Here is a 26,105-nt window from a genome sequence, read left to right on the forward strand (position 1 = left end):
TTCCTCCCTAATCTAAATAACTCTTCATTTCTTCAATTGGAATACGAACGATTTTGGCTGTTCCGATTGCTTCTAGTAAAATAATATTGATTTTTCCGCCACGCGTCTTTTTATCATGGGTCAGCGCTGTATAAAGTGTCTGTTTATCCCAATGATCAGATGTAGTCGGTAAATGGAATTTTTGGATCATTTGTCTTAATTGATCTGTCGTTCCAGCAGGTGTCAACCCTTTTTCTTCAGCAATTCGGGTGATTTGGATCATTCCAATCGCCACCCCTTCACCATGTGTCAGCTTCCCATAGCCAGCAGTGTTTTCCAATGCATGCCCGATCGTATGACCAAAGTTTAGCAACAAACGAACGCCGTGATCCAATTCGTCTTCTTCAACTACTTTTCTTTTGATTTTACAGCAAGCTGCAATAATTTCAACTGCATGATCGATCAGATCCTGTTCATCTTTCATTGAGGCTAATTGTTGCCAAAGGTCTTTATCAGCAATCGCTGCTGATTTGATGATTTCTGCGATACCTTCTTGCACACGTCTAAGCTCCAAGGTATTCAAGGTGAGTGGATCAATCAACACCCCATCAGGTTGTGCAAATGTTCCTACTAGGTTTTTGGCTTTTGACGTGTTGACTGCTGTTTTACCACCAATGCTGCTGTCAACTTGTGCCAAAAGTGTCGTTGGCACTTGTAAAAAATGGAGTCCGCGCATGTAAGTAGAAGCGACAAAGCCAGCTAAATCTCCGACAACACCTCCACCTAAAGCAACGATACCATCACTTCTTGTTAAACCTTCTTCCGCCAAAAAATCATAGATTTCAGCAGCTGTCGCTAATGATTTACTCTGTTCTCCGGCTTCAATCACAAACGTTGAGGGCTCAAATCCTGCTTCTTTCAAGCTTTTTTCAACCTGATCACCATATAAAGGCTGAACATTAGTATCCGTTATGATCACTACTTTTTGCGGTGTCCATATTTTAGCAGCCCACTCACCAATGTGATTCAACAAGCCTTTTTCAATCGTCAAATCATATGAATGATTTGGTAACGTTACAGTTAATTTCATTTTGGTTCAACTCCTCTATTTGATTGGAAGAATGATTCTATTCAATTATTTAGTTCGTCTTTTTATTCATCTAATTCTTTGATCTCTTTCATTGCTTTTTCCATGATGTGAACTTCCTGCATCATCCGCATGTATGTTTTTTCGTTTAACGATTGCGGGCCATCAGACCAAGCATTAACTGGATCTGGATGGATTTCAACGATCAAACCGTCAGCGCCAGCAGCTACTCCAGCTCTAGCCATTGATGGAACAAGATCCCAAATACCAACACCATGACTTGGGTCAACAATGATTGGAAAATGGCTCAATTTTTTAATCAGCGGAACAGCGCTCAAATCCAGCGTATTGCGGGTAGCAGTTTCGTACGTACGAATACCACGTTCAATAAAAATTACATTGAAATTCCCTTGTGCTGCAATGTATTCAGCAGCATTCAACCACTCATCAATTGTACCAGATATTCCACGTTTCAAGCCAATCGGTTTTCCAGTTTTTCCAACAGCCTGTAATAATTTAAAGTTTTGCATATTCCGTGCACCAATTTGCAAGATGTCACTGTACTCAGCAATCATGTCGATATGTCCTTCGTCCATAACTTCTGTAATAACTTTCATGTCAAACTCATCCGCTGCTTGACGAATGTACTTCAAGCCTTCTTCTTCCAATCCTTGGAATGCGTATGGTGACGTTCTTGGTTTGAAGGCTCCACCGCGTAAAATTGTTGCTCCACCTGCTTTGGCGATTCTTGCACATTCCCGAATTTGATCTAGTCCTTCGATCGAACATGGTCCTGCCATCATGGTCATACTTCCATCACCAATTTTAACGCCATCAACATCCACGATTGTATTTTCTGGATGGAATTCGCGGCTTGTTAGTTTGTATGTCAATGAAATGCGTACTGCATTTTCAACCCCATCGTAGCTATTGAATGCTACATCTTGCATTTTACGTGTATCTCCAACCAATCCAATGATTGTTTGTTCTTTTCCTTCACTTAGATGAACTTCTAATCCTTCTTTTTTGACACGTTCAATAACGGATTTGATTTGAGCTTTTGTTGCTTCTGATTTCATGATTACGATCATTGTAATTCTCTCCTCTAGGTTCGATTTTAATTTTTTTCAATAATTGGTTTAACAATACTTATTGGTAATTCTTGCCCTGTCCATAGTTTAAAAGCCTCCGCTCCTTGATAAAGCAGCATGCCTAACCCATTTGCTGTCAGTGCACCACGTAAGCGGGCTTGTTTTAAAAAGGCAGTCTCTCTTGGGGTATAAATAGCATCATAAACGACTAAATCCGGGCCGATAATGGAAAAATCTTGAATAGGTGTTGCCTTTTCTAATGGTTTCATACCTACAGACGTTGTATTTAGTAGTAGACGACTTTCACCAACATCTTGAGCCAATGCTTTTTCGTCTGCCAAATCATTCAATGTGATTCGACAGTTTGTTTGCTCTGCAATATAACGTAATTTAGCTTTGGCTTGTTCATAAGAACGACTATTTCGGTTATATACAGCGATCTCTTTAACCCCATCTAACGCAGCTTGCGCAATGATCGCTGCAGCAGCACCTCCTGCGCCAAGAACAGTCATTTTGTGACCAATAATGGTAACGTTCATATCGTGTAAACTTCTCATAAAGCCGATACCATCTGTATTATGCCCGACTAAGAAACCGTCTTGATTTGTAATCGTGTTGATGGCACCGATCAAACGAGCAGCTTCACTTAATTTATCCATGTGATTCACAGCTAAAAGTTTATTTGGCATGGACAAGTTTGCACCTAGCATATCCAAATTTCTGATTGAAGCAATTGCTTGTTCCAATCCATCTGGACCTACTTCAAAAGCCAGATAGACCGCATCGATTCCTAATGCTTGAAACGCAGTATTGTGGATTATCGGTGAAACACTATGCCGAATCGGTGTAGCAAACAAAGCCGCTAATCGAGTATTTCCTGTAATCTTATTTTCCATCACATCTCCTCCTCTAACAATCTTTTCAACAAAAAAAGGGTTCACGTAAATTTTCAGAAAAATCTACAGTGAACACCTTGCAAAAAATAGGTAAAATAAAAGCCACTATAGATTTCTCATCTACGCGGCTGAAAGTCATCTCAAAATTCCCTAGCCATCATAGATACAAACTTGTCAGTCTGCATCCATAATGTTTATGAACACAAACTCATCTAAAATAGCTAAAGTAATAATTATTCAGTTGTAATTGGTTATGCTTCAAAATTGACATATGAATCACTCCGTAACTGATTATTTAAGAATTGTTCTCAGTATATACCTCAATTTTATCAGTGTCAACAGTTTTCTTTTCAGGCGATGTGAAAATAGTAAACTTGCTCTTTTAATTGGATCGATGTATTCTTTCTTTACTCATAAAAAAAGTGTTTGAGCAATCACTTGATAAGTGATCACTCAAACATTTGAAATTTAAATTATAATTCTTCACCGTAAACATCTTCAACCGTTTGTTTTGGATCGATCACGATGTATAAGCTTTTTGTTTTTTCGCTAACTTTCGTTGATTGGTAGACATTGTCTAACCCTTCATCAGTTTTATCTTTGTATGGGAAATAAACTAAATCTGGTGTACCTGTTTTGTATAGGATTTCCATACGTTCGATATCTTCATACTTCAACGCACGTGCAAACATTCCTAGTTCAAGTCCGCCAAGGTTGATATCGTGTGTTTGAACATGATCACCTTCTTGGAAGATTTCGATTTTAAACCCTTCACATGGGTGGATTTCCATAAATTCACTTCCGTGAATACGTCCAAAACTTGTTGTAATTTGTTTGATCCATAGATCTCCGATAAAACGACGACCAATCGTCCAAGTTTCGCCATTTCTAAAATAAAACTTCAATCCTGTCATTTCTCTACTCATAATATAAGTCTCCTCACTGAAATATTTTATACATTTTTAAGTTTAGCATAACTTTTAGCCTAGGTCACTCTATTCGCTTCATCATTTAGAAAGCGCTAATTTACTTAAAAATTCGTCGGTTAAGATAACAGCTCTTTGATGGTTTCCAGAGGCTGCTACACGATCATTATCTATTACTTCGAATGAAAAATTGATTTTCGAACGCTCTTTTGACTCTACCTTGATTTTAACTAGTAGCTCCGCACCGATTTTTGATGGTCGTAAATGCTTCGCGTTGATCAGTGTCCCTACGCTAGTTTCATTCTCCGCCAATTCATTGTTTAGCCATTCTTTTGCAGTGTTCTCGACCATTGCAATCATAATCGGTGTAGCGAGCACCTCTAAATCTCCAGAACCGATTCTTTTTGCTGTATCATTTGGACCAACAATAAATGATTTTGAAAATTCTTCCAAGTTTCTCACTCCTCACTAATCTTGTCTTTGGCGTACATAGTCAACGCACTTTGGCTATTCTCAACTTCTCCGTTTACTACAGCAGATTCCAATACTTGAATCAAGTCTCCTAACCATTTTCCAGGTTTTTTATCAAAAAATTGTAATAAGTCATTGCCCGAAACGGCTAATTCTTTTCGATCATGAATCGGTAAGTTTACGTAACGTTCCCTTACTTCTTCAAGTTTACTCTTTTGTCCATAATAAAACAATAATTTTTCTACAGATAAAGCAGCTTCTAGGCCTAAATTGAATAGATCCATTGGCTTCCAATCAGTAAGCAGTCGTTTATTCAACCCATAAAATAGCTGTTGTATCTCGTGAATCATCTGATTAGACAATTTCCATTTTTTTAAGAATCCGCGTAATTCATTTTCTTTTAAAGCCATTGTATGGGTCAATAAAGCCCAAACTTCAGCTTCAGAATCTATTTTTTTATTGGGTAATTCAGTAAAGGTCAGTAGTTCAGCCCCGTATTTTTTTAACCCTGGACAATACTGATAGCATTCCGTTTCAATAAAAGGACGTAGACCAGCTCGTCGGTTCTGTCCAAGTAATAACTTGCTGAATTCGACTGTAATTCTTTCCACAGAGATTTTCTCCAATAAGGCATGGAATTCTTGAATCGCAGCCAATGTTTTTTCCTCAATCGTAAAGTCCAGCTGGCTGGCAAAACGTAATCCACGCATCATTCGTAAAGCATCTTCATGAAAACGTTCTTTGGGATTACCAACAGCCCGAATGACCTGCTGTTTTAAATCAGCAACGCCATCAAACAAATCAATGATCTCCCCTTCAACTGTCATTGCCAACGCATTGATCGTAAAATCTCTTCGCTTTAAATCTTCTTCTAAAGATCGAACAAAAGTGACCTTGTCAGGTCGTCTAAAATCTTGATAAGTGGATTCCGTTCTAAAGGTTGTGATTTCATATTGCTCCTCACCAGCCAAAACAAGAACAGTTCCATGCTCGATTCCGACATCGATCGTCCGTTTAAATAGTTGCTTGATCTCCTCTGGATAGGCACTTGTTGCAATATCTACATCATGGATCGGCTGATGCAACAAGGCATCTCGAACACTTCCACCAACAAAAAAGGCTTCATACCCATGTGATTGAATCTCAGTCAGAATACTAGCAGCTTTGGTAAATTCCTCTGGTACCTCCTCTAATTTCATAGGAGATTTTCCAATCCATAAACTAATGTATTCAGCTGAACGACTTTTTCACAGCCAAGAGCTACACCTGTCATGAAAGAACTACGGTCATAGGAATCATGTCTAATTGTCAGTCCTTCGCCAATACCGCCAAATTGAACCTGTTGATGAGCGATCAATCCTGGTAAACGAACACTATGAATTTTCATTCCGTCAAAATCAGCTCCTCGTGCGCCTGCTAATAATTCTTTTTCTTCAGGATGACCTTGAGTTTTTTTCTTACGAACCTCACTCATCATCTCAGCAGTTTTAATGGCCGTACCACTTGGTGCATCCAGTTTATTATCGTGATGAAGCTCAATAATTTCAACGTCTGGAAAATATTCTGCTGCTTTTTGAGCAAACTGCATCATTAAAACAGCTCCTACAGCAAAATTCGGGGCAATCAATCCACCAACCTGTAGCTCTTCAGAACGAGCGGTCAATTCTTCTAACTGTTCTTCTGTCAGTCCAGTAGTGCCAACAACTGGCGAAATATGATGTTCGATCGCAAAGCGTGTATTCTCATAAGCCACTTTTGGAATAGTGAAATCGATCCAAACATCTGGCTGGACTGAAATGACCTCTTCTTTTGTTTTAAAGATAGGGACATCCAGCGTGGCATACTCAGGCAATTCTTGAAGATTATCTTTTTCTTCAAACGGATCCAATACACCTACTAATTCGAAACCTTCGTGATCTATAACCATTTTTGTTGCTGTAGCGCCCATTTTACCTTTAAAACCTGCAACTAAAATTTTAATCATTCTGTCTGTCCATCCTTTCGTTCAAAACGATACTTGTCTCGTTGATTGAATTTTTCCATATTTTTTTGAAATGCTTCCGTTAAATCTATATCTAGAGAGTTGGCCATAATCATCGTTACAAAAAGGACATCTCCTAGTTCTTCTGACACTGTTTTGGGCTTCTCATTAGCTTTCTTTGGTTTTTCACCGTAATAGTGATTGATTTCTCTCGCGAGTTCTCCAACTTCTTCGGTTAAACGAGCCATCTGACTCAAGGGAGAAAAATAACCTGTTTTAAACTGTTGAATATACTCGTCTACTTCTTGCTGCATCGAATGCAGTGACTGATTATTATCGTTCATCCACCTCAACCTTTCTTACTATTCATCTTAACAAAAACTTCGTCATCTGGAAAGGTTCTGCTTGTTGTTTTAAGATGAGAATGATAAAGTGAGTACTGAATATGATCAGCAGAGGCTTTGAAACTGCTGATTTGGATCATGAGTTATTGGGGAGTGAATAGTATGGAGGAAAAAAGATTTTATGTTAAGGATGTTTTGTTGATTCTCGCTGGAACGTGTCTTTATGCTTTTGGATTGGTAACATTTAATATTGCTAATGACTTAGCAGAGGGCGGTGTGACAGGGATCACGTTGATTTTACGGGCACTTTTCCAGATCGATCCAGCCTATTCAACATTGATCATCAATATTCCATTGATTTTGATTGGCGGAAAAGTCCTTGGTAAACACTCTTTCTACTATACTATTTTAGGTACCGTTTCTTTATCGGTCTTTTTATGGCTTTGGCAACGATTCCCGATTGAGGTCAACTTGGATCATGATTTGCTGATTGCTTCTTTACTCGCTGGGTTAGCAGCAGGTATTGGTAGCGGTTTTGTTTATCGCGTTGGCGGTACAACTGGAGGTACCGATGTTATTGCCCGTATTTTGGAAAAACATTACGGTGTTAGCATGGGACGTTCGCTGTTGATTTTTGACATTTTAGTTTTGGTTCTTTCCCTGAGCTACATTGATGTAAAACGAATGATGTATACACTGATCGTTTCTTTTGTTTTTAGTCGTGTTGTCGACTCTGTACTGGATGGAGCTTACGCTGCTAAGGGGATGCTTGTCATTTCTGACCACACTGAGGATATTGGCGAAGTGGTTATGGCTGTTTTGGAACGAGGGGTGACTTATTTAAATGGTCAAGGCGGCTATTCCCAAGGAGAGAAAAAAGTTCTCTATATGGTGGTAAGTCCCAGTGAATTGATGGAAATCAAACGGATCGTCCATGAAATAGATTCTAAAGCTTTTATTTCAGTCATTAATGTGCATGAAGCAATCGGCGAAGGTTTTACGTATGCACGCCCTGCCAAATCTTTATTTAAGAAAAAGAAAGCGTTGAATTGACCAATAAAAAAGAGAGAAAAACAACCGTTTATACGCGCTTGTTTTTCTCTCTTTTAGTTTTTCTGTTTATGAATTTTTTAAATGGTTCAATTCATCTGATAATTCTAGAAATGCTTCGTAATTATTGTCTTCCAACGCAAGATCAATTTGGCTGTATAACAAATCCATTTTGGCTTGCTTTTCTTCATGAGCAAAAAAATTGTTGATCGTTTCCACGACTTCTTCACTGACCTGTTCGTTCCAACGAGCATAAGGATTATCTTCTAAAATCGATAAATATTGACTATTTTGCCAAGAACCGTCAAATGCACATTCGACATATAACGCTTCTTTCCAGTTCATTCGGATTTCGTGAAAAATTTGATCAGTATCCGAAAACTCTTTCCCTGAAAGAAACAATTTGATTGGTTCTTCCTCTAATTCTCTTGAAGTTACCTTTAACCCGCGAACCGTCTTATTTGATTGTTCCACAAAATGAACATTGTTCAAGATAGCTTCATGATTGATCAAATAATTTAAAATCCATAAAACTTCTCTTTGACTAAAGGACACATTATTGACTAACCAAAGTAAAAATTCTTTTTTATCCGAGACATTGACAAACATTGACATCACCTATCTTTCTTCAATATCATCCAGTAATGATTGTGCATCTGTATCTCCAGGTTCATGGTGAAGATAATGTTGCAGCAGCTCTCTTGCTTTATCCAGCTGCCCTTCTTCACGTAAGAACACTGCATATTCTTTTAAAAAATCTGGTTCATGATTCAGTTCTTGATACGCTTGTTCATAATGAACCTTGGCGAGATCAAATTTTTCCAACTCATTATAGGCATGTGCGAGATTCCATTCAGCATAGGGATGTCCTTGTTCTTCTAACTGTTGAATAACCGTTATGACCTCATCAAAGCGCTGTTCATTTAGATATAAATTGCTTAATGTCAGTCTAGTTTCGTCCGTTTTTTCGCCAAGTTCCAGAGCTTGTTTTAATAGGGCTTCTGCTTGGTCTGTGTCGTGAAGGCGATACGCATTTTCAGATGCCAAATGATATAAATCTACTTGGAAAGGATTTTCTTTGATTCCTTCAGCCAATACCTCTCTTGCCTCTTCCAGCTGCTCTTCTTCTTGTAGCGCCTCACCCAGCGAAAGATAAAGAGCCTGATAATGAGGATTCAACACTCTCAACTGTTGGAGTAACGCAATCGCTTTTTGATTTTCATGAAGCTGTAGATAAGTAAAAGCTAATTGGAATAAGCGTTCATCAGTCTGCTCCTCTGTTATCGCTTTTTCTAAAAAAGGAATCGCTTGTTCAAATTCACCAGCCATACTATAACTGCTCCCTAAACGTTCGTTGATGGAAACCCCGGAAATCTCCGTTACTTCTTCTTCAAGTAAAGTAGTATATGCTTGAACTGCTTCACCAAACTGTCCGTTTACAAAGTATAACTCTCCTAGAGCAAATAAAAGCAGCGGTTCTTCTGGCAGTAATCGTTGCGCTTCTTTTAATTTTGCTTCACTGACTTCCGGTATTCCGATCACTTGATATAAGTCTGCCGTGACAAGCAAGCTTTGAACATAGCTGTCGCTTTCTTTAGAAACTTTTTCAAGATACGAAAATGCTTCATCGATCAAATTATTTTCAATAGCGATCTCCGCCAAAGGTATATTTAATCCTTCTGCTTCTGGAAAAATGGTCAATAAATGTTCGAATACGAATTGGGCTTCTTCTAAAAAACCTAAAGAGAGCAATGCTTCGCCCAAATCAGCAAGTGTATCGTCATCATCGTTTCTAATTGCTTCTGCCAGCATCAATTGTGCTTGGGCAAGATCTTCTTCATGTAATGCTTGCAGCATTTTTTCGCTATATGTTGTCATTATTTATCCTCTGATTTCTTTTATTATTGTTTTATAGTTCTCAACAGTCCGAATCAAGTCCTCCGCTTTAGGCACTTGCCACTGCTCATTTTTTCCAATCTCAGTTAAAAGAAGTGCTCGTTCTCCTTGTCTTACACATGTCAATACGCCTTCAACATAATCACTCACTAAAATCTGTTCAGGAAACTCAACAGGAAACCCTAAATGAATCAACCAGATCACGAAGTTTTTATAATGAAAGGAAAATTGATTGATTTCTTGCGACCAAAGCACTTGTAATAAGCAGCCTAACAGGCGTTTCATATGGCGCGAGAGTAAGTGTCCATTTGGCGTTTCTAAAAAACCATGCTCGAATAGTTTACCAAACTGATCGATTTTGTGTCCATCCGTTTCATAGTACCGAATCATTTCATTTAACAATCCAGTAAAGGACTGCTGGTTTAGCTTGGTGCGCTCGCTGTAATTTTTGAATAAGAGTCTCAAAAAATCATGACTGGAAACAATACCGCACCGAATAAAAACTAAAAAGTCTACTAATTTTCCATCTCCATGATCCGTGATCAAGGTATGATCATAAATAACCTTTTCTGGAAGTACTTCAGTAGTTAATGCAGGGTGATTCTTCAACTCGATAGTTGTTTTTCCAAGCAAACTTTTTGCTAACGCTCGAATGGATAAAGGCAACAGCCAACAATTTGATGTTAAAACAGATGTACTATGTAAAAAACTAGTTAGTTGAATAACACCTTCATTACCAATCCCTAAAAATAGAAAATCCTGTTGTTGATCAAAGTCAGAGATGAAGGCTAGCAAATTCTCTAGCTCGCTCATATTATTACAATAGGCATCATTTTTACAGATAAACCAGTCGATTTCCTGACCGAGGTCAAAAAACTGAATCAATTTATCTGCAAACAAATCATAATAACGTTGATTAGTGATCAAAAAAATATGGGTTGCTTTCACCGGACTTGCTTTAAGCTGTGAGGCGAACGTTTCACCATAACTAATCGTGGTTGTTAAATGATCTTTAATATATATTCGTTCCATTGCCGACACCCCTCTTCTTTATTCTACCATTATTAGCTGGAAAACTGAAAGAGGGAGAACCCATTTTCTGAAACTATCATTCTCTTTCTAAAAGGATCGTTCTTTATACTTTCTTTAAGAACAGGCATTATTGATTCACAATCGTCTGAAAAAAAACGAATTTTCAGCATATAATTGCCTTATTTACCCCTTATAATGATCTTGCTTAAAGAGAATGACTGATGAGGATCTAAGCGCAATCCAAGCTTTCATGATCAATAAGCATAGTGATTCGATCTAATTTGACTTATTCTTTTGGTAAACGTATCTTAGAAAAGATGTTCCAAAAGAATCCTATCCGCAAAAAAAGACTGAGATGAAAGCCTTTAGTTCCATGATCATGGAGCAGCTTTTACCTCAGTTTTTCATTTTTCAAAATAAAGAAGAACCCCTGACTAGTCAAGGGTTCTAAGAACTGTCTTATTTAACAGCATCTTTCAAGGCTTTACCTGGTTTGAACGCAGGTACTTTACTTGCAGCGATTTGAATTTCTTTACCAGTTTGTGGGTTACGTCCTTTACGAGCCGCACGTTCGCGAACTTCAAAGTTACCAAAACCGATTAATTGAACTTTTTCACCTTTAGCAAGAGATTCTTGGATTGTTGAAAATACAGCATCCACTGCTGCAGTTGCGTCTTTTTTAGTTAGACCAGTTGAAGATGCAACGTTTTCGATTAATTCTGCTTTATTTGCCATGGATTATTTCACCTCCTCCACAAGGATAGGATATCTAAAAGATATCTAATTTACGTTCATTTTTGAGTGGTCCAAAAATGACGTACAAATATTGATTTGGTTCAATATTCTGTTATCACGATATCATAGGAAGCTTGTAATAGCAAGGTTTTTGATGCTTTTTAACCAGTTTTTTCTAAAAATGTCATTTTTTTTTATATCTCAATGAATTTATTTGTACATTTGAAAAAAGTGTGGTAAAATGCGCTATTTCCGTCTTCTTGGAATAATTTTGATTGGTGTCCCTTCAAAAGTAAATGCTTTACGAATTTGATTTTCTAAAAATCGTGCATAAGAAAAATGCATTAATTCTTCTTCATTTACAAAAATGACAAAGGTTGGAGGTTTTACAGCAACTTGTGTCGCGTAAAAGACCTTTAGACGTTTTCCTTTATCAGTTGGTGTGGGATTGATTGCAATTGCATCCATTACTACATCATTTAATAATGCAGAAGGAATGCGCAAGTTTTGGTTCATGCTGACGGTTTCAATCAATTCCGGAAGCTTATTTAATCGTTGTTTTGTTAATGCTGAAACGAAAATGATAGGCGCGTAATCAAGATATTGGAACTCATCACGAATTTCTTCTTCAAAATCCCGCATTGTATTGGTTTCTTTTTCGACAGTATCCCATTTATTCACAACAATAATGATTCCTCGGCCTGCTTCGTGCGCATAACCAGCTACTTTCTTATCCTGCTCACGAATGCCTTCTTCCGCGTTCAACACCATAAGAACAATATCTGAGCGTTCAATCGCACGCATTGCCCGCATCACACTATATTTTTCAGTACTCTCATATACTTTTCCACGTTTACGCATCCCGGCAGTATCGATCATCAAGAACTTTTGACCCTCTTCAGACTCAAAATACGTATCGATCGCATCTCGTGTCGTTCCTTCTATATCAGAAACAATAACACGTTCTTCACCAAGAATCGCATTGATCAATGAAGATTTACCAACATTCGGGCGTCCAATCAAACTAAACTTGATCGTATCTTCATCTTCGTCTTCAATCTCCGTTGAGAAATGTTTTACAGCCTCGTCCAACACATCCCCAATTCCAAGTCCATGACTTCCAGAAATTGGAAACGGATCTCCTAAGCCTAAAGCATAGAACTCATAAATGTCATTTCTCATTTCCGGATTATCCACTTTATTCACAGCTAGAATCACTGGTTTATTACTGCGGTATAAAATTTTTGCTACAAGTTCATCTGCATCTGTGACACCTTCTCTACCGCTCGCTACAAAAATGATGACATCCGCTTCTTCAATCGCAATTTCTGCTTGGTGTTTGATTTGGTCCATAAACGGCTCGTCACCTAAATCGATGCCGCCTGTATCAATAATACTGAATTCTCGTCCTAACCACTCTCCTGTGGTATAAATACGGTCTCTAGTAACGCCTGGTGTATCTTCTACAATCGAAATACGTTCACCAGCTATACGGTTAAAAATTGTCGACTTTCCTACATTGGGGCGACCGACAATTGCTATTGTTGGATTTGCCATTCTAACTACCTCCTTGACAAGTTTTCAATCCTTACTAGTTTACCTAATGCCTGCCGAAGATGCAAGAAAAACTAGCAAAGGATTCATTAAAGAATAAAAAAGAACAACATTGCGTAATCATTTTAAATGATTATTGCGCGATGTTGTTCTTTTTCTGCTATTACTGTTCAGCCTCATATGTTAACAGTGACGAACAATAAGTGATTAACGTATCTTAAATACTGCTTTATTCTACACCATAGGCGATCCGCTTCACATTCATTAAATGATGTGCTGTGACATTATCAGTGGTACTGCTGCCGCCCATAGCGCCACATCCTAATGTCATTGATGGAGATAAATTCGTTGTAGCTCCGATTGCGCCTAAAGCGCCTAATGTATTGACCAAAATACGTGAAGCTTTCATCTCTAAACCAAATGTTTCCGCATTTTTATCGATCGTCGTATGAATCACAGCTGTATGTCCAGTGCCTTCATTTGCAAGTAACTGTTTACAAGTTTCTACGCCTTCTTCAAAGGAATTCACTGTATACAAGCCTAAAATTGGGGTTAATTTTTCTCTAGAAAATGGATTGTGGTGCCCGATTTCTGTTTGCTCTGAGATCAAGATAGTTGTTGTATCAGGAACTGAAATTCCTACTAACTGCGCCACATCCACAGCACTTTTCCCAACGATTTCTGGATTCAAAGTACCTGTTTCTCTTAAGATGTAACGACTGACTTTTTCTGCTTCTTCTTCGTTCATAAAATAGGCATGTTTTGCATTCAATTGTTCAATCACAGCGTCTTTTACAGATTTTTCTACAACTAATGCTTGTTCAGACGCACAAATGATTCCATTATCGAATGTTTTGCTGCTCACTACGCAGTTGATTGCATGGGCAATGTCCGCAGAAGCATCAATAAGCGCCGGCACATTGCCTGGGCCTACACCGATAGCCGGATTACCTGAACTGTATGCAGCTTGTACCATTGCTTTTCCGCCAGTTGCAAGAATCAATGAAATATCTGTATGTTTCATTAAAGCACTTGTTGCGTCAAGCGTTGGTTCATGGATCACCTGAACCAAACCGGCGGGAGCACCCGCTTCAACTGCTGCTGTTTCAATCACTTGAGCGGCTAATAAAATAGCATTCAAAGCTTTGGGATGTGGAGAAAAGATAATTGCATTTCTTGTTTTTAATGCAATCAAAGATTTGAAAATAACTGTTGCTGTTGGATTTGTTGATGGGATCAGCCCTGCTACGATTCCTAATGGGATACCGATTTCAATAATCTTTTCTTTCTCTAAGCGATTGATCACTCCGACAGTTGGAAGATCTTTGATGCTCTCATACACTTGCTCACTCGCAAAGGTATTTTTAATTATCTTATCTGATACTTTTCCAAAACCAGTTTCTTTATGTGCTGCTTCTGCTAATTTCTCAGCATTGTTTAACGTTGCTCGGTACACATTTTTCACAACAGCATCTACTTGTTCCTGTGTAAAATGCTCATATTCTCCTTGTGCTTTTTTAGCGGTCTCGACAAGTGTTTCAATTTCTTTTACATTAATTTTTTCAGTCATTTCAGCCACCCTTTCTTTTTAAACGCTTACAAATTGATTTTAATCTATTTTAGCCAATTTGTTAGGGTCAAATTTAAGGGAAATATGGAAAAAATTTACCTATTTACGTATTTTTTTCACAAAGATTTGCGCTTGAAAGCTGACATTATTAATTGTATGATAAGTATGTAAAAATAATTTCACAAAGAAAAGAGGGCTTATCTATGTGCCGATTATTGATCGTTAGTAATGATTTAGAGGAACAATCGATTCTTAAGCAATCGATCAGTGATGCGTTTATGAATATAAAAATTTTACCTTCTGCAACAACAGAAGCAGAAGCACTGCAAATCACCGAAAAATTTCTCCCTGAAATTTTACTGATTGCAATTGATCATTTAGAGGTCGATGGATTTGGTGTCAAACGTAAAATAGTGCAAGATTTACCAAATATCAAGGTGATTATTTTGACTGAACATGAATCCTTCCAAAGTCTACATCAAGCGTTGCGTTGCGGTGTAATCGATTACTTGCTTACTCCTGTTGATTTAGATGAACTTAAATTTGCGATTGATCGTTGTGTACGATCGTTGAATCAAGTTTCCTTGATGGATGTTTTAAATAATAAACCAACTGTTTTGGCAAAAGAACAGATCAACACCATTTTGGACTATATCCATGAGCACTATAATGAAGAAATAAATTTAACAACATTAGCAGATATCATGCATCTCAATCGGCATTATGTCAGTCGTTTCTTTAAAGAAGCTGTTGGAATGAATTTTATTGATTATTTAACTGCCTACCGTGTTGAAAAAGCAAAGCAGTTACTTATGAAGACAGAAGAATCCATTACCGAAATCGCTGGTACTGTCGGCTACATCGATTCAACTTATTTCAGCAAGCTCTTTAAGAAAAAGGTTGGTCAATCCCCCCACCAGTTTCGTAAACACTATCATGGAGAACATACACCCGCTGATTTGCGTGTCATTTTTCAATGAGTGAAATTGATCTATATATAAGTAAAAAAGAGTGAAGGCAGTTGCCTTCACTCTAAAAATTATCCATTATTCTGAATCAGAATCTTGTCCTTTTAGTGCATCACCTAAGATGTCACCCATAGTAAAACCAGTATTTTCTTCTGGTAATTCATATTCTTCTACTTCTTTTGGCTCTTCTTTCGATTCTGGTTTTGCTTCCAGTGCTTTGATGCTTAACGCAATACGATGTTCTTCCGGATTAACTTCTAGAACTTTCACTTGTACAGCATCACCTTCTTGTAAAACCTCATGAGGAGTTGCAATGTGTTTATGTGAAATTTGAGAAATATGCACTAAGCCTTCAACTCCAGGGAACACTTCGACAAACGCGCCAAAGCTTGTTAAACGTTTGACTGTTCCCTCAAGAACCGAGCCTGCAGCTGCTTTGTTTTCGATATCTTCCCATGGTCCAGCCAATGTTTCTTTTATAGATAAAGAAACTCGTTCTTCATCTGGATTAATTGAAAGGATCTTGACTTTTACATCGTCACCGACTGATAGGACATCACTTGGTTTGCCAACATGTTGATGGGCAATTTCAGATACGTGAACCAATCCATCGATACCGCCTAAATCAATAAATGCACCGAAGTCTGTCAAACGGGCAACTTTTCCTTCTACGATATCTCCATCGTGTAATTCAGCTAAAATATCTTTTTTCTTAGATTCTTTTTCAGCTTCAACCACAGCTTTATGAGATAAAATCAAACGATTTTCTGAAGGTTCGATTTCAATGATCTTAAATGTCAAGGTTTGGCCTTTGTATTCAGAGAAATCATCAACAAAATGATCTTCTACCATTGATGCAGGAACAAAACCGCGTACACCAACATCAACAACTAAACCACCTTTTACAACATTTGTAACAGGCGCTTCGATGATTTTTCCAGCTTCGAAATCTTGTTCGATCTCTTCCCAAACTTTTTTAGCATCTAAGCGGCGTTTTGAAAGTAAATAACTGCCATTTTCTTTATCTTTACCGATTGATGTGATGACAACTAAATCTAAAATGTCGCCAACTTTCACTAATTCGTTGATATCTTCTACTTGTGTAGTAGATAATTCTTTAGCTGGTACTACACCTTCAACACCAGCACCTTCAATTCCAACAACTACCTGTTTGTCTTCGATCGCAAGTACTTCACCTTTGACGATATCGCCAACGCTGACTTCTTGAACACTGTTGATTACATCTTCCATTGTTTCATTGCTGTTTTCCAATTGTTTGTCTTCTGTCATAAATACTTATCCTCCTATGCCACCAAAAATTCGTAAAAAACTGACCTACTCCTTTAATAGTAAGGGATTTTACTAAAAAAATAAAGCGATTTCTCTCATTTTCTTTTTTTTCTTTCGAATAAGAAGAAATTTTCTTTCTTAAAGACAAAGAAAGTATATCCTGATTGTGTTTTCCAAAGAAATCTTTGTTTAAAGAGTCGTTGAAATCACTTGTTCGATCGCCTCTACAACTTCTTCGATGTTCAATCCGGTAGTATCGATTTTCACTGCATCGTCCGCTTGTTTTAATGGAGATACAGTTCTTGTTGAGTCAAGATAATCTCGGTGTTCGATTTCTTGTTTCAAAGTGTCAAAATCAGTAGTGATTCCTTTTTCTTGATTTTCTTTAAAGCGTCTTTCAGCACGCTCAGACACACTGGCCACTAAAAATATTTTGACCTCTGCCTTCGGTAAAACGGCTGTTCCAATATCTCGTCCATCCATAACTACACCACCAGCTTGACCAATCTTTTGTTGTAGTTCAACCATTTTTTCACGAACCATTTTATGCTTCGCGACGATCGAAACTGCATTTGTTACATCAGGCTGTCTGATTGCTTGCGTTACTTCAGTATCATCAACAAAAACCAACTGTTCATTTTCTGTTTGCTTAAATGAAATGACATGTTCTAAACATAATTCAGCTAATTCAGACTCATCTTCAAAATCCACTTTTTCTTGGATCGCTAAATAGGTCAATGCCCGATACATCGCACCTGTATCGCAGTAAATATAATTCAATTTTTTTGCTAAAATTTTTGCTACAGTACTTTTCCCGGAAGAAGCCGGTCCATCGATTGCAATACTTATCTTTTTCATAATGAGCTCCCTTGTCTATCACATAGTAAAAGAGTCTGGTACAAAACAATCCATGTTTTGTTTCAGACCCTTAATAACAACAGAAAGCGTACAAGCCTTCTGTTGAGTAATTGTTTCTTATTTTACACGTAATTCATCGCCTGGTTGTAAAACAACATCGCTGCTGATTCCATTAAGTTGAAGCAATTCTTCCAGAGTAATGCCATTTCGTGCAGCTACTTGTTGCGGTCCTTCTCCGGCTTGAACAGTATCATATGCTGCTCCTGCTTCACTAGAAGAAGGGGTTGTTTCACCATTTGGATCAGTTACATCTTCTGATGAAGACGTAGATTGTTGTACCTCGCTTGTAGACGATGGCTGTGTTGAGCTATTTTTAGCCGATGATTGAACAACAACAGATGATGATGGTTGACTTGCTTGTTTGCTATCATCAGGTTTTTTGTCTCTCATTACATAAAGGTACGTACCTACAGGTAATGTAATGATCAATAGTAATAAGATAACTAAAATTGTTAGAAAAACTGTATTTCCTTTCTTTTGTTGACGCTTTTCTGAACGAGAACCGCCGGCATTCTTATCTGTATCATAAATCGATTGCTCCCAAGGTTCACGTACACCGTTTTTTTTATCTTTTTTACTCACGTATCTGTTCCTCCTAAAAATTCTCTCGTTTGCTATTATACCACAGCTTTTTCTCAGCTGCAGTCTAAAAAAAGATTATTTTTATTCTTTAAATAATCTTATCAAAATGTCCTCCCACCGGTTGGAGATTTCGTTTTCTTTTGGTGATTGTACTATTTGCTCTTGATAATTGTCAAAGAATAAGCCACAATTATCACAGCAATCAGCATGTTCTTTTACTTCAATTTTTTCAGAGAAATAGTGCTGAATGAATTGGCGGCGGCATTTTGTTTGATTGATATAGTTTAACATAATACTTAACTGTTGTTTACGCTCTTTCTCTTTTCTTAATAATCTTTCTTCTAATTCCTCGAGTGTATATTCTTGATTCAGATATCCTTCTACCCATTTCTGTTGAATTTCATTTAATTCCGCCGCCATGATCTCTTCTTTCGATTGGGATGCCAGCAGAGTATTTATTACTTCTCGGTCCAGCCGGCTTTCCGTTTGAAAATAGTGGTGGATTGATTCATCGCCCTGTTGGTAAAGTAAGATTGCCACACTAGGAAGTCCATCTCGACCTGCACGGCCAATTTCCTGCACATAGTTTTCTAAACTGTCTGGACAATCATAATGAATGACAAAACGAACGTCCGGCTTATCAATCCCCATACCAAAGGCATTCGTAGCACATAAAATATCCAACTGATTGCTCACGAATTGCTGCTGCAACAAACTACGTTCGTTCGGTGTTAATCCGCCATGATAATAGGCAGTTTTTAAAGAAGTCTGTTCTTTTATAAGACGAGCAATTTTTTCAGCTGTCTTTCGCGTAGCACAGTAAATAATCCCTTTTTGATTTAGTTTTGTTAAATATATAATCAAGCTTTCGTCTTTTTCGGTCGTTTTATTGACGATCAGTCCGATATTCGGCCTATTCACTGAATAAATGACTTGGGCTACTTCTTGACGATGGTTAAAAAGTTGTGCAATGATTTCCTTTTTGACAGCTGGAGTTGCTGTTGCAGTCAAAGCTAAGGTTAATGGAAATCTGCACTCCTGCTGGATTTGAAATAATTTGGTGTACTCCGGTCTAAAGTCCACTCCCCACTGCGCAACACAGTGAGCCTCATCAACTACAAATAGAGCTATTCTCAATTTAGAAAGTTTGATTCTGACCTCTTTTTGCATTAAGGTTTCTGGACTGATAAAAATAAATTTATAATTGCTTAGCCGATCAAGCACATAATGTTTCTCTATATAAGATAAACTGCTATTTAAGGCAATCACACGTGATTCCCCCTTTTTTTGAAGCTGAATTACTTGATCTTCCATCAATGATAGTAATGGTGAAACGATAATAACTGTTCCCTCCAGCAATTGGCCGATCATTTGATAGCACAATGATTTCCCAGTGCCTGTTGGTAAAACAGCCAGCGTATCTTTACCATTCAACAGTTGTTCAATGACTTCTTTTTGACCTGGTTTAAACGTAGTAAAGCCAAATTTTCTCTGTAACACCTGCTCTAAATCGATCATGATGCCTACACATCTCTTTCTTTTCTTAGTTTTTGAATTTGATACAGACGATATTCAAAATAATCGAGAGTGTCATTCTCTTTTTTCAGTGAACGATAAATCCATTGCTCACAAGGCGTTTGGAGCTTATCCAAGTAGTGATAGGTTTCTGCTGAAATATAGCGGTCAATAAAAATCTGTTCTGTTAAAGCAAGTTCTATTAAATGATCTTGAATCGTACTTTGTTTCATTTTTCTTTGCCAAGCAATTTCCTCTACTGAGAGATGTTCTTTTAAGAGCAATTTTGTCTCGTTCATACTTTGATTTTCATTTTTTTGTAAAAAGGGTTGAATGGTTTCTTTCAGAAAGCTAGTTTCTGCTAAATTTTCTATCAAAAACAACAAATGATGCAGCCGCTCTTTTTTTAACAAGTAGCGATCAAATGGTGCAATAGTTTCATCCAACAGTTGAAATGCTGTTTTTCCAATTTGTTGATAGCCTGAAAACTGCATGGCAAAGTAATCAGCCTCTTCTTTTGATAACTGAGAAAAGACTGAATACCAGTCCGTTTTGAGTTTTTTTATTAATTCAGCTCTCGGTAATGAAGTGATCCTCTTTTTTAAATGTCCTTGATACAACGGTGATTGCTCTAGTGGAACATATTGTTTATTATTATAAGATAAATGAGAAACGACTTGCACCATAAACTGTAAAAAACGCCAGATTTCTTCGTCTGTTTTGCCAAAACGGTAGTTATTGATCCACTGATGGGCGTTCTTTTGACTTTTAAGTAGCTCGTCTCCTGCAACAGTTAATTGGACGTCGCCGTCTTTATCTTTATTAAGTAGCTGCTCTTCCAGCAATGTATTCACCAATTTGTTAAACTGTGATTCTGTTAATTCAGGTGTCAATTGAAAGAAACGTAAATTTTGATACATGAAACCATAGATTAGTACGGAACTTGTTCGTTTTCCTTTTAAAAGATGATACAAAGTCGATGTTCGTACCTTGTATCCATGTTGAAATAACGTTAAAATAAAGTACGGATCCATTGTTTCACCTCTTTGAATGATAGAATAGGATGTGTCCCTATGTTATGTAAAATAATTCCAGAAAAATGCATTGCCTGTGGCTTATGTCAAGTCTATGCACCAGAAATTTTTGATTACGACGATGATGGTCTTGTGATTTTGGCCCGTGATCATTCAGCTCACCAAGAATTTATCCCTAAAAACGAACAAGCCGATGTGTTAACAGCGTACCGCAAATGCCCTGTTCGTGCAATAGAGATCAGCGAAAAATAAAGAAAATAACAGCAGATAAATGCACATGCACGCATCTTGTTCTGCTGTTATTTTCTTTTTAACCGATGTTATCTAACCACTTAATCAACTGATCAGCGATTACTTGTTGTTGTTCATCATTATTGATTGAAGCAGGCTTGTCCCCTTTTTGCTGTCCATAGCTGCCAAAACCAGCATGATTCCCACCTTGGATTTCTTCGTACGAGGTTTGCTTAGGCAAATATTTTTTAGAGGCCTCATACGCGCTCCAATTCAAAACACCATCTTCAGATCCTGTTAATGACAATACAGGTCCGGTAAATGTTCGCAAACTCCCTTTTTCATCTGGATAACTCGCTAAGAAGAACACACCTTTCAGCCCTTCATGATTTTTTTGATCCGCTGCAAATCGGCTGGCCATAACGCCGCCTAAAGAGTGACCGCCAATCACATAATTAGTTATATGGTTCTTTTGAATGACAGATTCTGCTTTATTTTGTCCTAATACAGCTAAGTTGAGCGGCTCTTTCACTAGATAAACTGTATGACCAGCCTCAGCCACTTGTTGTGCCCAGATACTATAGCTGGTATTTTCAACTAAAGCACCTTGATAAAATATAAGTGCAGTTTTCTTGGAATCACCTTTAAAAACGAGAGTCCCCTCTTCTGTTTTTGCTTGCTCAGCGCTTTTTATAGCTGCTGTCGTTGGTGTATACGTAACTGTTTTGAGATAAAATAAACCCACTAACACACTTGTGATAAATACACCTAGTATCCACAGCAAACGTTTTTGCCATTTTTTCATGTTGATTTACACTCCTTTCCGTCTCCACTCTATCTTACCAAAAAGAAGCAGATAAATAGATCATTTTGTTCTGCTAGGACCTATTTTTTGACTATCCGCAAAAAAAGATCGAGAACTTGTCTCGACCTTTTATTCAATCATTTTATATTATTGGTTTTTTATTGCCTAATTGATGTTGTTTTCTAGAAAGCCAAGGTAAAAGCTTAGCATGTAAAACCAAGAAAACAGCACTGACAATAGCCCCTTTTATCAAGTTGAATGGAAGAATACCAATAGTTACATATCTAGCTAAAGACATTCCTAAAAAATCTCCGGCTGATACACCGAATAGTTTTAAATAAAGCGGCGTAATCACAAAGTAATTAGCGATACTCATAAAAGCAGTCATCGCTACTATTCCGGTTACTATACCTAATGTTTTATTTAAAACTTTATGACTTCCTCGTTTAAAAAAGTAATACATTGGTAATGTAAACATAGTCGTAGCTAAAAAACTAGCTGCATCACCCACAAAATTTTGAGGAGACAATCCTGTAGTAAATAGATGGATTGCTGATCGGATAAAAGCGGTACTGATCCCTGCTAATGGTCCAAATAAAAACATACTGATCATTACGGGAATATCGCTAAAATCGATTTTCAAGAAACTAAAAGCGGGCATGATCGGAAACGCCACAAACTGTAAAACGACACCTATTGCTGCTAACATTGCTACACTTACCATTTTTTGTACCTTACTGTTTCGCATATGAAATCCTCCTGTTAAGGACCCATCTTCAAACGAACTTTTCTAAACTAACATTTTCAGTGATGACTCTTATTTTGTTGTGAGATGCGGACTGATGAACACAGCTGACTTTGTAGTTGCATGACTATAATGCTATTGAGCGTACTTCAATACAAATCTAACTTCGTTCACGATTCACGCCGAATATTCCTCGTTTACTTTGTCTTTTGACAAGCTACGTGCTATCGGCTTAGTGACGTCACTTACTTCGGTCGCCAAGTGCTGTTCAACATCTACTCTGCCTCTGGCAATCGTAGTGATTCTTGACGGGTAACTTCGCTCACTTCGGTCGCCAAGTACTGTTCAGCATCTACTCTGCCTCTGGCAATCGTAGTGATTCCTGGCGGGTAACTTCGCTCACTCCGGTCGCCAAGTACTGTTCAGCATCTACTCTGCCTCTGGCAATCGTAGTGATTCCCGGCGGGTAACTTCGCTCACTCCGGTCGCCAAGTACTGTTCAGCATCTACTCTGCCTCCGGCAGTCGTAGTGATTCACAGCAAAAACTCTATTTTCCAACAGGGAAAATAGAGTAGAGTTATCTTATCTGAAAAATGCCAATTCAAATAAGCCCTATCTTCTTTATCCAGACTGTACTGTCGGTACTGGAATTTCACCAATTCGACTACTTAAAAAAGTAGTTCGTGGACTATAACCACCGGTCGGGAATTTCACCCTGCCCCTGAAGACGAACCTTTATTAAATTTTTATTACAAGTATAATTATACAACCTTTTATGAAAAAATCAATCTTTATGTTCAATAAGTCACATAATTAACATTCCTATTCGTACAAAAAAATGCTTGAACTGTCTCTGATAGAGGGTATGCTCAAGCATTTAAAATGTAATTATTTGGATTGATTCATTAGAACACTGATCTCTTTTTTATTTAAATTACGGTATTCTCCTGGGCGAAGGCCTTTTAAGGTTAGGTCGCCATATCTTTCTCTTTTTAGCTTTTGGACAGGATAACCAACAGCTTGAAGCATCTTCTTCACTTGGTGATTACGTCCTTCATGGATCGTTAATTCCACAATGCTGGTATTCGTTTTTAAATCGACAGATATGATTTGAAATGCAGCTGGAGCCGTTTTGTAGCCATCGATCTTCATTCCTTTCGTCAGAGGAAGAAAATCATGTTTTTTCGCTAAGCCTTTTACTTTTGCGACATATACTTTATCGATTTCGTGACTTGGATGTGTCAGTTTTTGCGAAAACTCCCCGTCGTTTGTTAGAAGCAACAAGCCTGATGTATCATAGTCTAAACGTCCGACAGGATAGATCCGTTCCTTGATATGAGTGAAATAATCTGTTACGACTTTTCGACCTTTGTCATCTGAAACAGCCGAAATCACTCCTTTAGGTTTGTAAAACAAATAATAGCCATATTCTTCTTTATAGATTGGAACATCATCGACTTCTACCATGTCGTTCTTCCCTACTTGAGTACCTAACTCCCGAACAATTTTTCCATTGACTTTTACGCGCCCGTTGACAATGTATTCTTCGGCTTTTCTGCGGGATGTGATACCTGCATGGGCAATTACTTTTTGAAGTCTCTCCATTTATTTTTCTTCCTCCGATTCATTTGTATCTGTAGTTTCTTCTTCATTTAATTCTTTATAACGATCAAAAAAGAGGTCTAGAGGTAATTCTTCTGCGATTTCTTCTTCCATTTGGTGAATATCCGGCAGTTCATCTAGTGATCTTAAACCAAAATAATCCATGAAATAGGCAGTTGTACCATATAAAATTGCTCGACCTGGTCCATCTACTCGGCCTTTTTCTTCTATCAATTGACGAGCAACCAGTTTTTGCATAGAACCTGCTGACTGAACGCCTCTGATTTCATCAACTTCGACTCTTGAAATTGGCTGCTTGTAAGCTACGATCGATAATGTTTCTAGCGCAGCTTGTGATAAAGCATTGGAAATCGGTGATTGGGCATATTTTTTTAATAGTGGAGCAAATATTTTTTTCGTGGATAACACAAAATGATTGCCAACTTCTAATATATTTAATGCCGATTGATCATCTGATTCATAGCGTTCTTTTAGTGCAGTCAAGGATTCATAGGTTTTAGCTGTAGAAAGTTCCAACAAGTAGGATAATTCTTCTAGACCAATCCCTTCCTCACCTACAACAAATAAGATCGCTTCGATTTGACTAATTGTGCTCACGCTGTTTCCTCCGTACTTGAATCAATCTCAGCCAATGCATTGTATAGCAAGATCGTACTGTAATTTTCTGTTTGCTCAACCTGAATCGATCCTTTTTTCATTAATTCCAATAAGGCCATAAATGTCGTAACGATCTCTTGTTTTGAATAAGAGGTAAAAAAGTCTTCGAAATTCACGGGTGTTCGCCGATCGATTTGAGCCATTCTTTCTGAGATTGTTGCTATTTTTTCTTCAATCGATACATCGTCCCCAGCCACAGTGGTTTCTATCGGCTGACGATTTTTTTTCTTTTCAAGCATTGCATGAAAAGCTAAGAATAAATCGATTGTGTTTAACTGATTTGGTTCCAGCAATGGATTGTCTTCTTTATACTCATCAACATCCATTGGCTCTTTCGTGTAATAAAGGCTTCGTTCTGATTCTTTTTCATGTAAAAGCCCTGCTGCATATTTAAATTTACGATATTCCAACAACTGTGCAACCAATGCATCTCTAGGATCCTCGCCCGCTAGAAGTTCATCGTCATTCGTTGCTTCCAACTCTTGTTTTGGGAGCAGCATCTTACTTTTGATTGCCATCAAGGTTGCCGCCATTACTATGTATTCACCAGCAATTTCTAGTTCTAATGTTTTCATGGTGTGGATATAGTTCATATATTGCTCTGTCACAGCAGCGATTGGAATATCATATATATCTATTTCTAATTTTTTGATCAAATGTAAAAGAAGATCCAACGGTCCTTCAAATACATCTAATTTTACATTCATTTCCTGCAAGATCATCCAACTTTCTTTTTCGACTCTCTAGTTTACCATAAAATTCATTCGTTGTGTTCTTTCCATTTAGATAAATACGCAGAAGTCGCTTTTGTACCATAGATTTTGGTCTCTGGATACATCGATGCTACTTCTTTCAGTAATTCAAATCCCAGATTTTCACCGCGAAAAGAAGGTGTAATCGAAATATCGTGAACAATTAATTCATCTATAGTTGTCCTCTCGATTCCTATGATTCCTTGAATATTTTGTTCATCATCAGGTGTCCAAAGAAATAAGTGTAAGTGTTCATCGTTTTCATACATATCGATTTCTTTCAATAATGACTGATATTCGGTCATTTTTTTGTGAAAGCTCAATAAACCCATAGCAATCTTTCGTTGTTCCTTTCGATAATACGTTAACATG

28 protein-coding genes and 1 riboswitch are annotated in these 26,105 nt (G+C 37.7%); of the genes, 3 read left to right on the plus strand and 25 right to left on the minus strand.

All coding sequences use genetic code 11. The features are described 5' to 3' along the window. Positions 1-7: 7 nt before the first annotated feature. From aroB to BCR25_RS19055, 8 genes are all read right to left on the minus strand, one after another. Positions 8-1,069, minus strand: coding sequence for a 3-dehydroquinate synthase (aroB, locus tag BCR25_RS19020; protein WP_069665192.1), 1,062 nt, complete (start codon positions 1,067-1,069; stop codon positions 8-10). A 62-nt stretch (positions 1,070-1,131) separates the two neighbouring features. Further along, on the minus strand, positions 1,132-2,157 hold the full coding sequence (gene aroF, locus BCR25_RS19025) for a 3-deoxy-7-phosphoheptulonate synthase (RefSeq protein ID WP_069665193.1): 1,026 nt from the start codon (positions 2,155-2,157) through the stop codon (positions 1,132-1,134). Between the two features lie 26 nt (positions 2,158-2,183). Continuing rightward, positions 2,184-3,053, minus strand: a complete 870-nt coding sequence (gene aroE, locus BCR25_RS19030; RefSeq protein WP_069665194.1) for a shikimate dehydrogenase — start codon at positions 3,051-3,053, stop codon at positions 2,184-2,186. Positions 3,054-3,526: 473 nt separating this feature from the next. Then, positions 3,527-3,979, minus strand: a complete 453-nt coding sequence (locus BCR25_RS19035; protein ID WP_069665195.1) for a hypothetical protein — start codon at positions 3,977-3,979, stop codon at positions 3,527-3,529. A gap of 81 nt (positions 3,980-4,060) precedes the next feature. Then, positions 4,061-4,432: a thioesterase family protein gene (locus tag BCR25_RS19040; protein WP_069665196.1), complete on the minus strand. Its 372-nt coding sequence runs from the start codon at positions 4,430-4,432 to the stop codon at positions 4,061-4,063. A 5-nt stretch (positions 4,433-4,437) separates the two neighbouring features. Beyond that, a complete protein-coding gene (locus tag BCR25_RS19045) occupies positions 4,438-5,649 on the minus strand; it encodes a CCA tRNA nucleotidyltransferase (protein ID WP_069665197.1) in 1,212 nt (403 codons plus the stop codon). Beyond that, a complete protein-coding gene (gene dapB / locus BCR25_RS19050; RefSeq protein ID WP_069665198.1) occupies positions 5,646-6,434 on the minus strand; it encodes a 4-hydroxy-tetrahydrodipicolinate reductase in 789 nt (262 codons plus the stop codon). The genes BCR25_RS19045 and dapB overlap by 4 nt, the downstream gene beginning before the upstream one ends. Further along, complete coding sequence (locus tag BCR25_RS19055; RefSeq protein ID WP_069665199.1) at positions 6,431-6,775, minus strand: nucleotide pyrophosphohydrolase; 345 nt, start codon at positions 6,773-6,775, stop codon at positions 6,431-6,433. Before BCR25_RS19055 ends, dapB begins: the two co-directional genes overlap by 4 nt. A 162-nt stretch (positions 6,776-6,937) precedes the next feature. On the opposite strand from BCR25_RS19055, the gene BCR25_RS19060 reads away from it, so the two are divergent. Further along, positions 6,938-7,828, plus strand: coding sequence for a YitT family protein (locus BCR25_RS19060; RefSeq protein ID WP_069665200.1), 891 nt, complete (start codon positions 6,938-6,940; stop codon positions 7,826-7,828). Positions 7,829-7,894: 66 nt separating this feature from the next. Here the strand turns inward: BCR25_RS19060 and BCR25_RS19065 are convergent, their stop codons facing one another. The 6 genes from BCR25_RS19065 to BCR25_RS19090 form a co-directional block, all read right to left on the minus strand. After that, entirely contained in the window at positions 7,895-8,434 is a 540-nt protein-coding gene (locus BCR25_RS19065; protein WP_069665201.1) for a ReoY family proteolytic degradation factor, read from the minus strand. Between the two features lie 9 nt (positions 8,435-8,443). Continuing rightward, complete coding sequence (locus BCR25_RS19070; RefSeq protein ID WP_069665202.1) at positions 8,444-9,703, minus strand: tetratricopeptide repeat protein; 1,260 nt, start codon at positions 9,701-9,703, stop codon at positions 8,444-8,446. 3 nt (positions 9,704-9,706) lie between these two features. Next, positions 9,707-10,753, minus strand: coding sequence for a hypothetical protein (locus tag BCR25_RS19075; RefSeq protein ID WP_069665203.1), 1,047 nt, complete (start codon positions 10,751-10,753; stop codon positions 9,707-9,709). Positions 10,754-11,212: 459 nt separating this feature from the next. After that, a complete protein-coding gene (locus BCR25_RS19080) occupies positions 11,213-11,488 on the minus strand; it encodes an HU family DNA-binding protein (protein WP_010761417.1) in 276 nt (91 codons plus the stop codon). 246 nt (positions 11,489-11,734) lie between these two features. Beyond that, entirely contained in the window at positions 11,735-13,045 is a 1,311-nt protein-coding gene (gene der / locus BCR25_RS19085) for a ribosome biogenesis GTPase Der (RefSeq protein WP_069665204.1), read from the minus strand. A 226-nt stretch (positions 13,046-13,271) separates the two neighbouring features. Continuing rightward, positions 13,272-14,612 (minus strand): aldehyde dehydrogenase family protein, encoded by a 1,341-nt coding sequence (locus tag BCR25_RS19090; protein ID WP_069665205.1) that lies wholly within the window; start codon positions 14,610-14,612, stop codon positions 13,272-13,274. Between the two features lie 203 nt (positions 14,613-14,815). Between BCR25_RS19090 and BCR25_RS19095 the strand changes: the two genes are divergently transcribed. Continuing rightward, complete coding sequence (locus BCR25_RS19095; RefSeq protein WP_069665206.1) at positions 14,816-15,592, plus strand: helix-turn-helix transcriptional regulator; 777 nt, start codon at positions 14,816-14,818, stop codon at positions 15,590-15,592. 66 nt (positions 15,593-15,658) lie between these two features. Here the strand turns inward: BCR25_RS19095 and rpsA are convergent, their stop codons facing one another. The 5 genes from rpsA to BCR25_RS19120 all read right to left on the minus strand — a co-directional run bounded on the left by rpsA (position 15,659) and on the right by BCR25_RS19120 (position 20,919). Continuing rightward, positions 15,659-16,870 (minus strand): 30S ribosomal protein S1, encoded by a 1,212-nt coding sequence (gene rpsA / locus BCR25_RS19100; protein WP_069665207.1) that lies wholly within the window; start codon positions 16,868-16,870, stop codon positions 15,659-15,661. A 189-nt stretch (positions 16,871-17,059) separates the two neighbouring features. Further along, positions 17,060-17,728, minus strand: a complete 669-nt coding sequence (gene cmk, locus BCR25_RS19105) for a (d)CMP kinase (protein ID WP_069665208.1) — start codon at positions 17,726-17,728, stop codon at positions 17,060-17,062. Between the two features lie 117 nt (positions 17,729-17,845). Continuing rightward, positions 17,846-18,370, minus strand: coding sequence for an SAG1386/EF1546 family surface-associated protein (locus BCR25_RS19110; RefSeq protein ID WP_069665209.1), 525 nt, complete (start codon positions 18,368-18,370; stop codon positions 17,846-17,848). A gap of 81 nt (positions 18,371-18,451) precedes the next feature. Beyond that, entirely contained in the window at positions 18,452-19,891 is a 1,440-nt protein-coding gene (locus tag BCR25_RS19115; protein ID WP_083242759.1) for a RecQ family ATP-dependent DNA helicase, read from the minus strand. A 2-nt stretch (positions 19,892-19,893) separates the two neighbouring features. Further along, complete coding sequence (locus BCR25_RS19120) at positions 19,894-20,919, minus strand: helix-turn-helix domain-containing protein (protein WP_069665210.1); 1,026 nt, start codon at positions 20,917-20,919, stop codon at positions 19,894-19,896. A 39-nt stretch (positions 20,920-20,958) separates the two neighbouring features. Here BCR25_RS19120 and BCR25_RS19125 point away from each other — a divergent pair, with 39 nt between their 5' ends. Next, entirely contained in the window at positions 20,959-21,171 is a 213-nt protein-coding gene (locus BCR25_RS19125) for a ferredoxin (RefSeq protein WP_069665211.1), read from the plus strand. Positions 21,172-21,229: 58 nt separating this feature from the next. Here BCR25_RS19125 and BCR25_RS19130 read toward each other — a convergent pair whose 3' ends face one another. From BCR25_RS19130 to BCR25_RS19155, 6 genes are all read right to left on the minus strand, one after another. Then, a complete protein-coding gene (locus BCR25_RS19130) occupies positions 21,230-21,955 on the minus strand; it encodes an alpha/beta hydrolase (protein ID WP_069665212.1) in 726 nt (241 codons plus the stop codon). A 142-nt stretch (positions 21,956-22,097) separates the two neighbouring features. Beyond that, a complete protein-coding gene (locus tag BCR25_RS19135) occupies positions 22,098-22,703 on the minus strand; it encodes an ECF transporter S component (RefSeq protein WP_069665213.1) in 606 nt (201 codons plus the stop codon). A gap of 608 nt (positions 22,704-23,311) precedes the next feature. Continuing rightward, a riboswitch (FMN riboswitch) is annotated at positions 23,312-23,434 on the minus strand. Between the two features lie 155 nt (positions 23,435-23,589). Next, positions 23,590-24,306, minus strand: coding sequence for a pseudouridine synthase (locus BCR25_RS19140; RefSeq protein WP_069665214.1), 717 nt, complete (start codon positions 24,304-24,306; stop codon positions 23,590-23,592). Further along, on the minus strand, positions 24,307-24,921 hold the full coding sequence (scpB, locus tag BCR25_RS19145) for an SMC-Scp complex subunit ScpB (protein ID WP_069665215.1): 615 nt from the start codon (positions 24,919-24,921) through the stop codon (positions 24,307-24,309). Continuing rightward, positions 24,918-25,697 carry a segregation/condensation protein A gene (locus BCR25_RS19150; protein ID WP_069665321.1) on the minus strand — a complete coding sequence of 260 codons (780 nt, stop codon included), beginning with the start codon at positions 25,695-25,697 and terminating at the stop codon, positions 24,918-24,920. The genes scpB and BCR25_RS19150 overlap by 4 nt, the downstream gene beginning before the upstream one ends. A gap of 44 nt (positions 25,698-25,741) precedes the next feature. Then, positions 25,742-26,104, minus strand: a complete 363-nt coding sequence (locus BCR25_RS19155) for a GNAT family N-acetyltransferase (RefSeq protein ID WP_069665216.1) — start codon at positions 26,102-26,104, stop codon at positions 25,742-25,744. Between the last annotated feature and the right edge of the window lies 1 nt (position 26,105).

It is taken from the genome of Enterococcus termitis (genome assembly GCF_001730305.1).
GTDB classification, from domain to species: Bacteria; Bacillota; Bacilli; order Lactobacillales; family Enterococcaceae; genus Enterococcus_L; species Enterococcus_L termitis.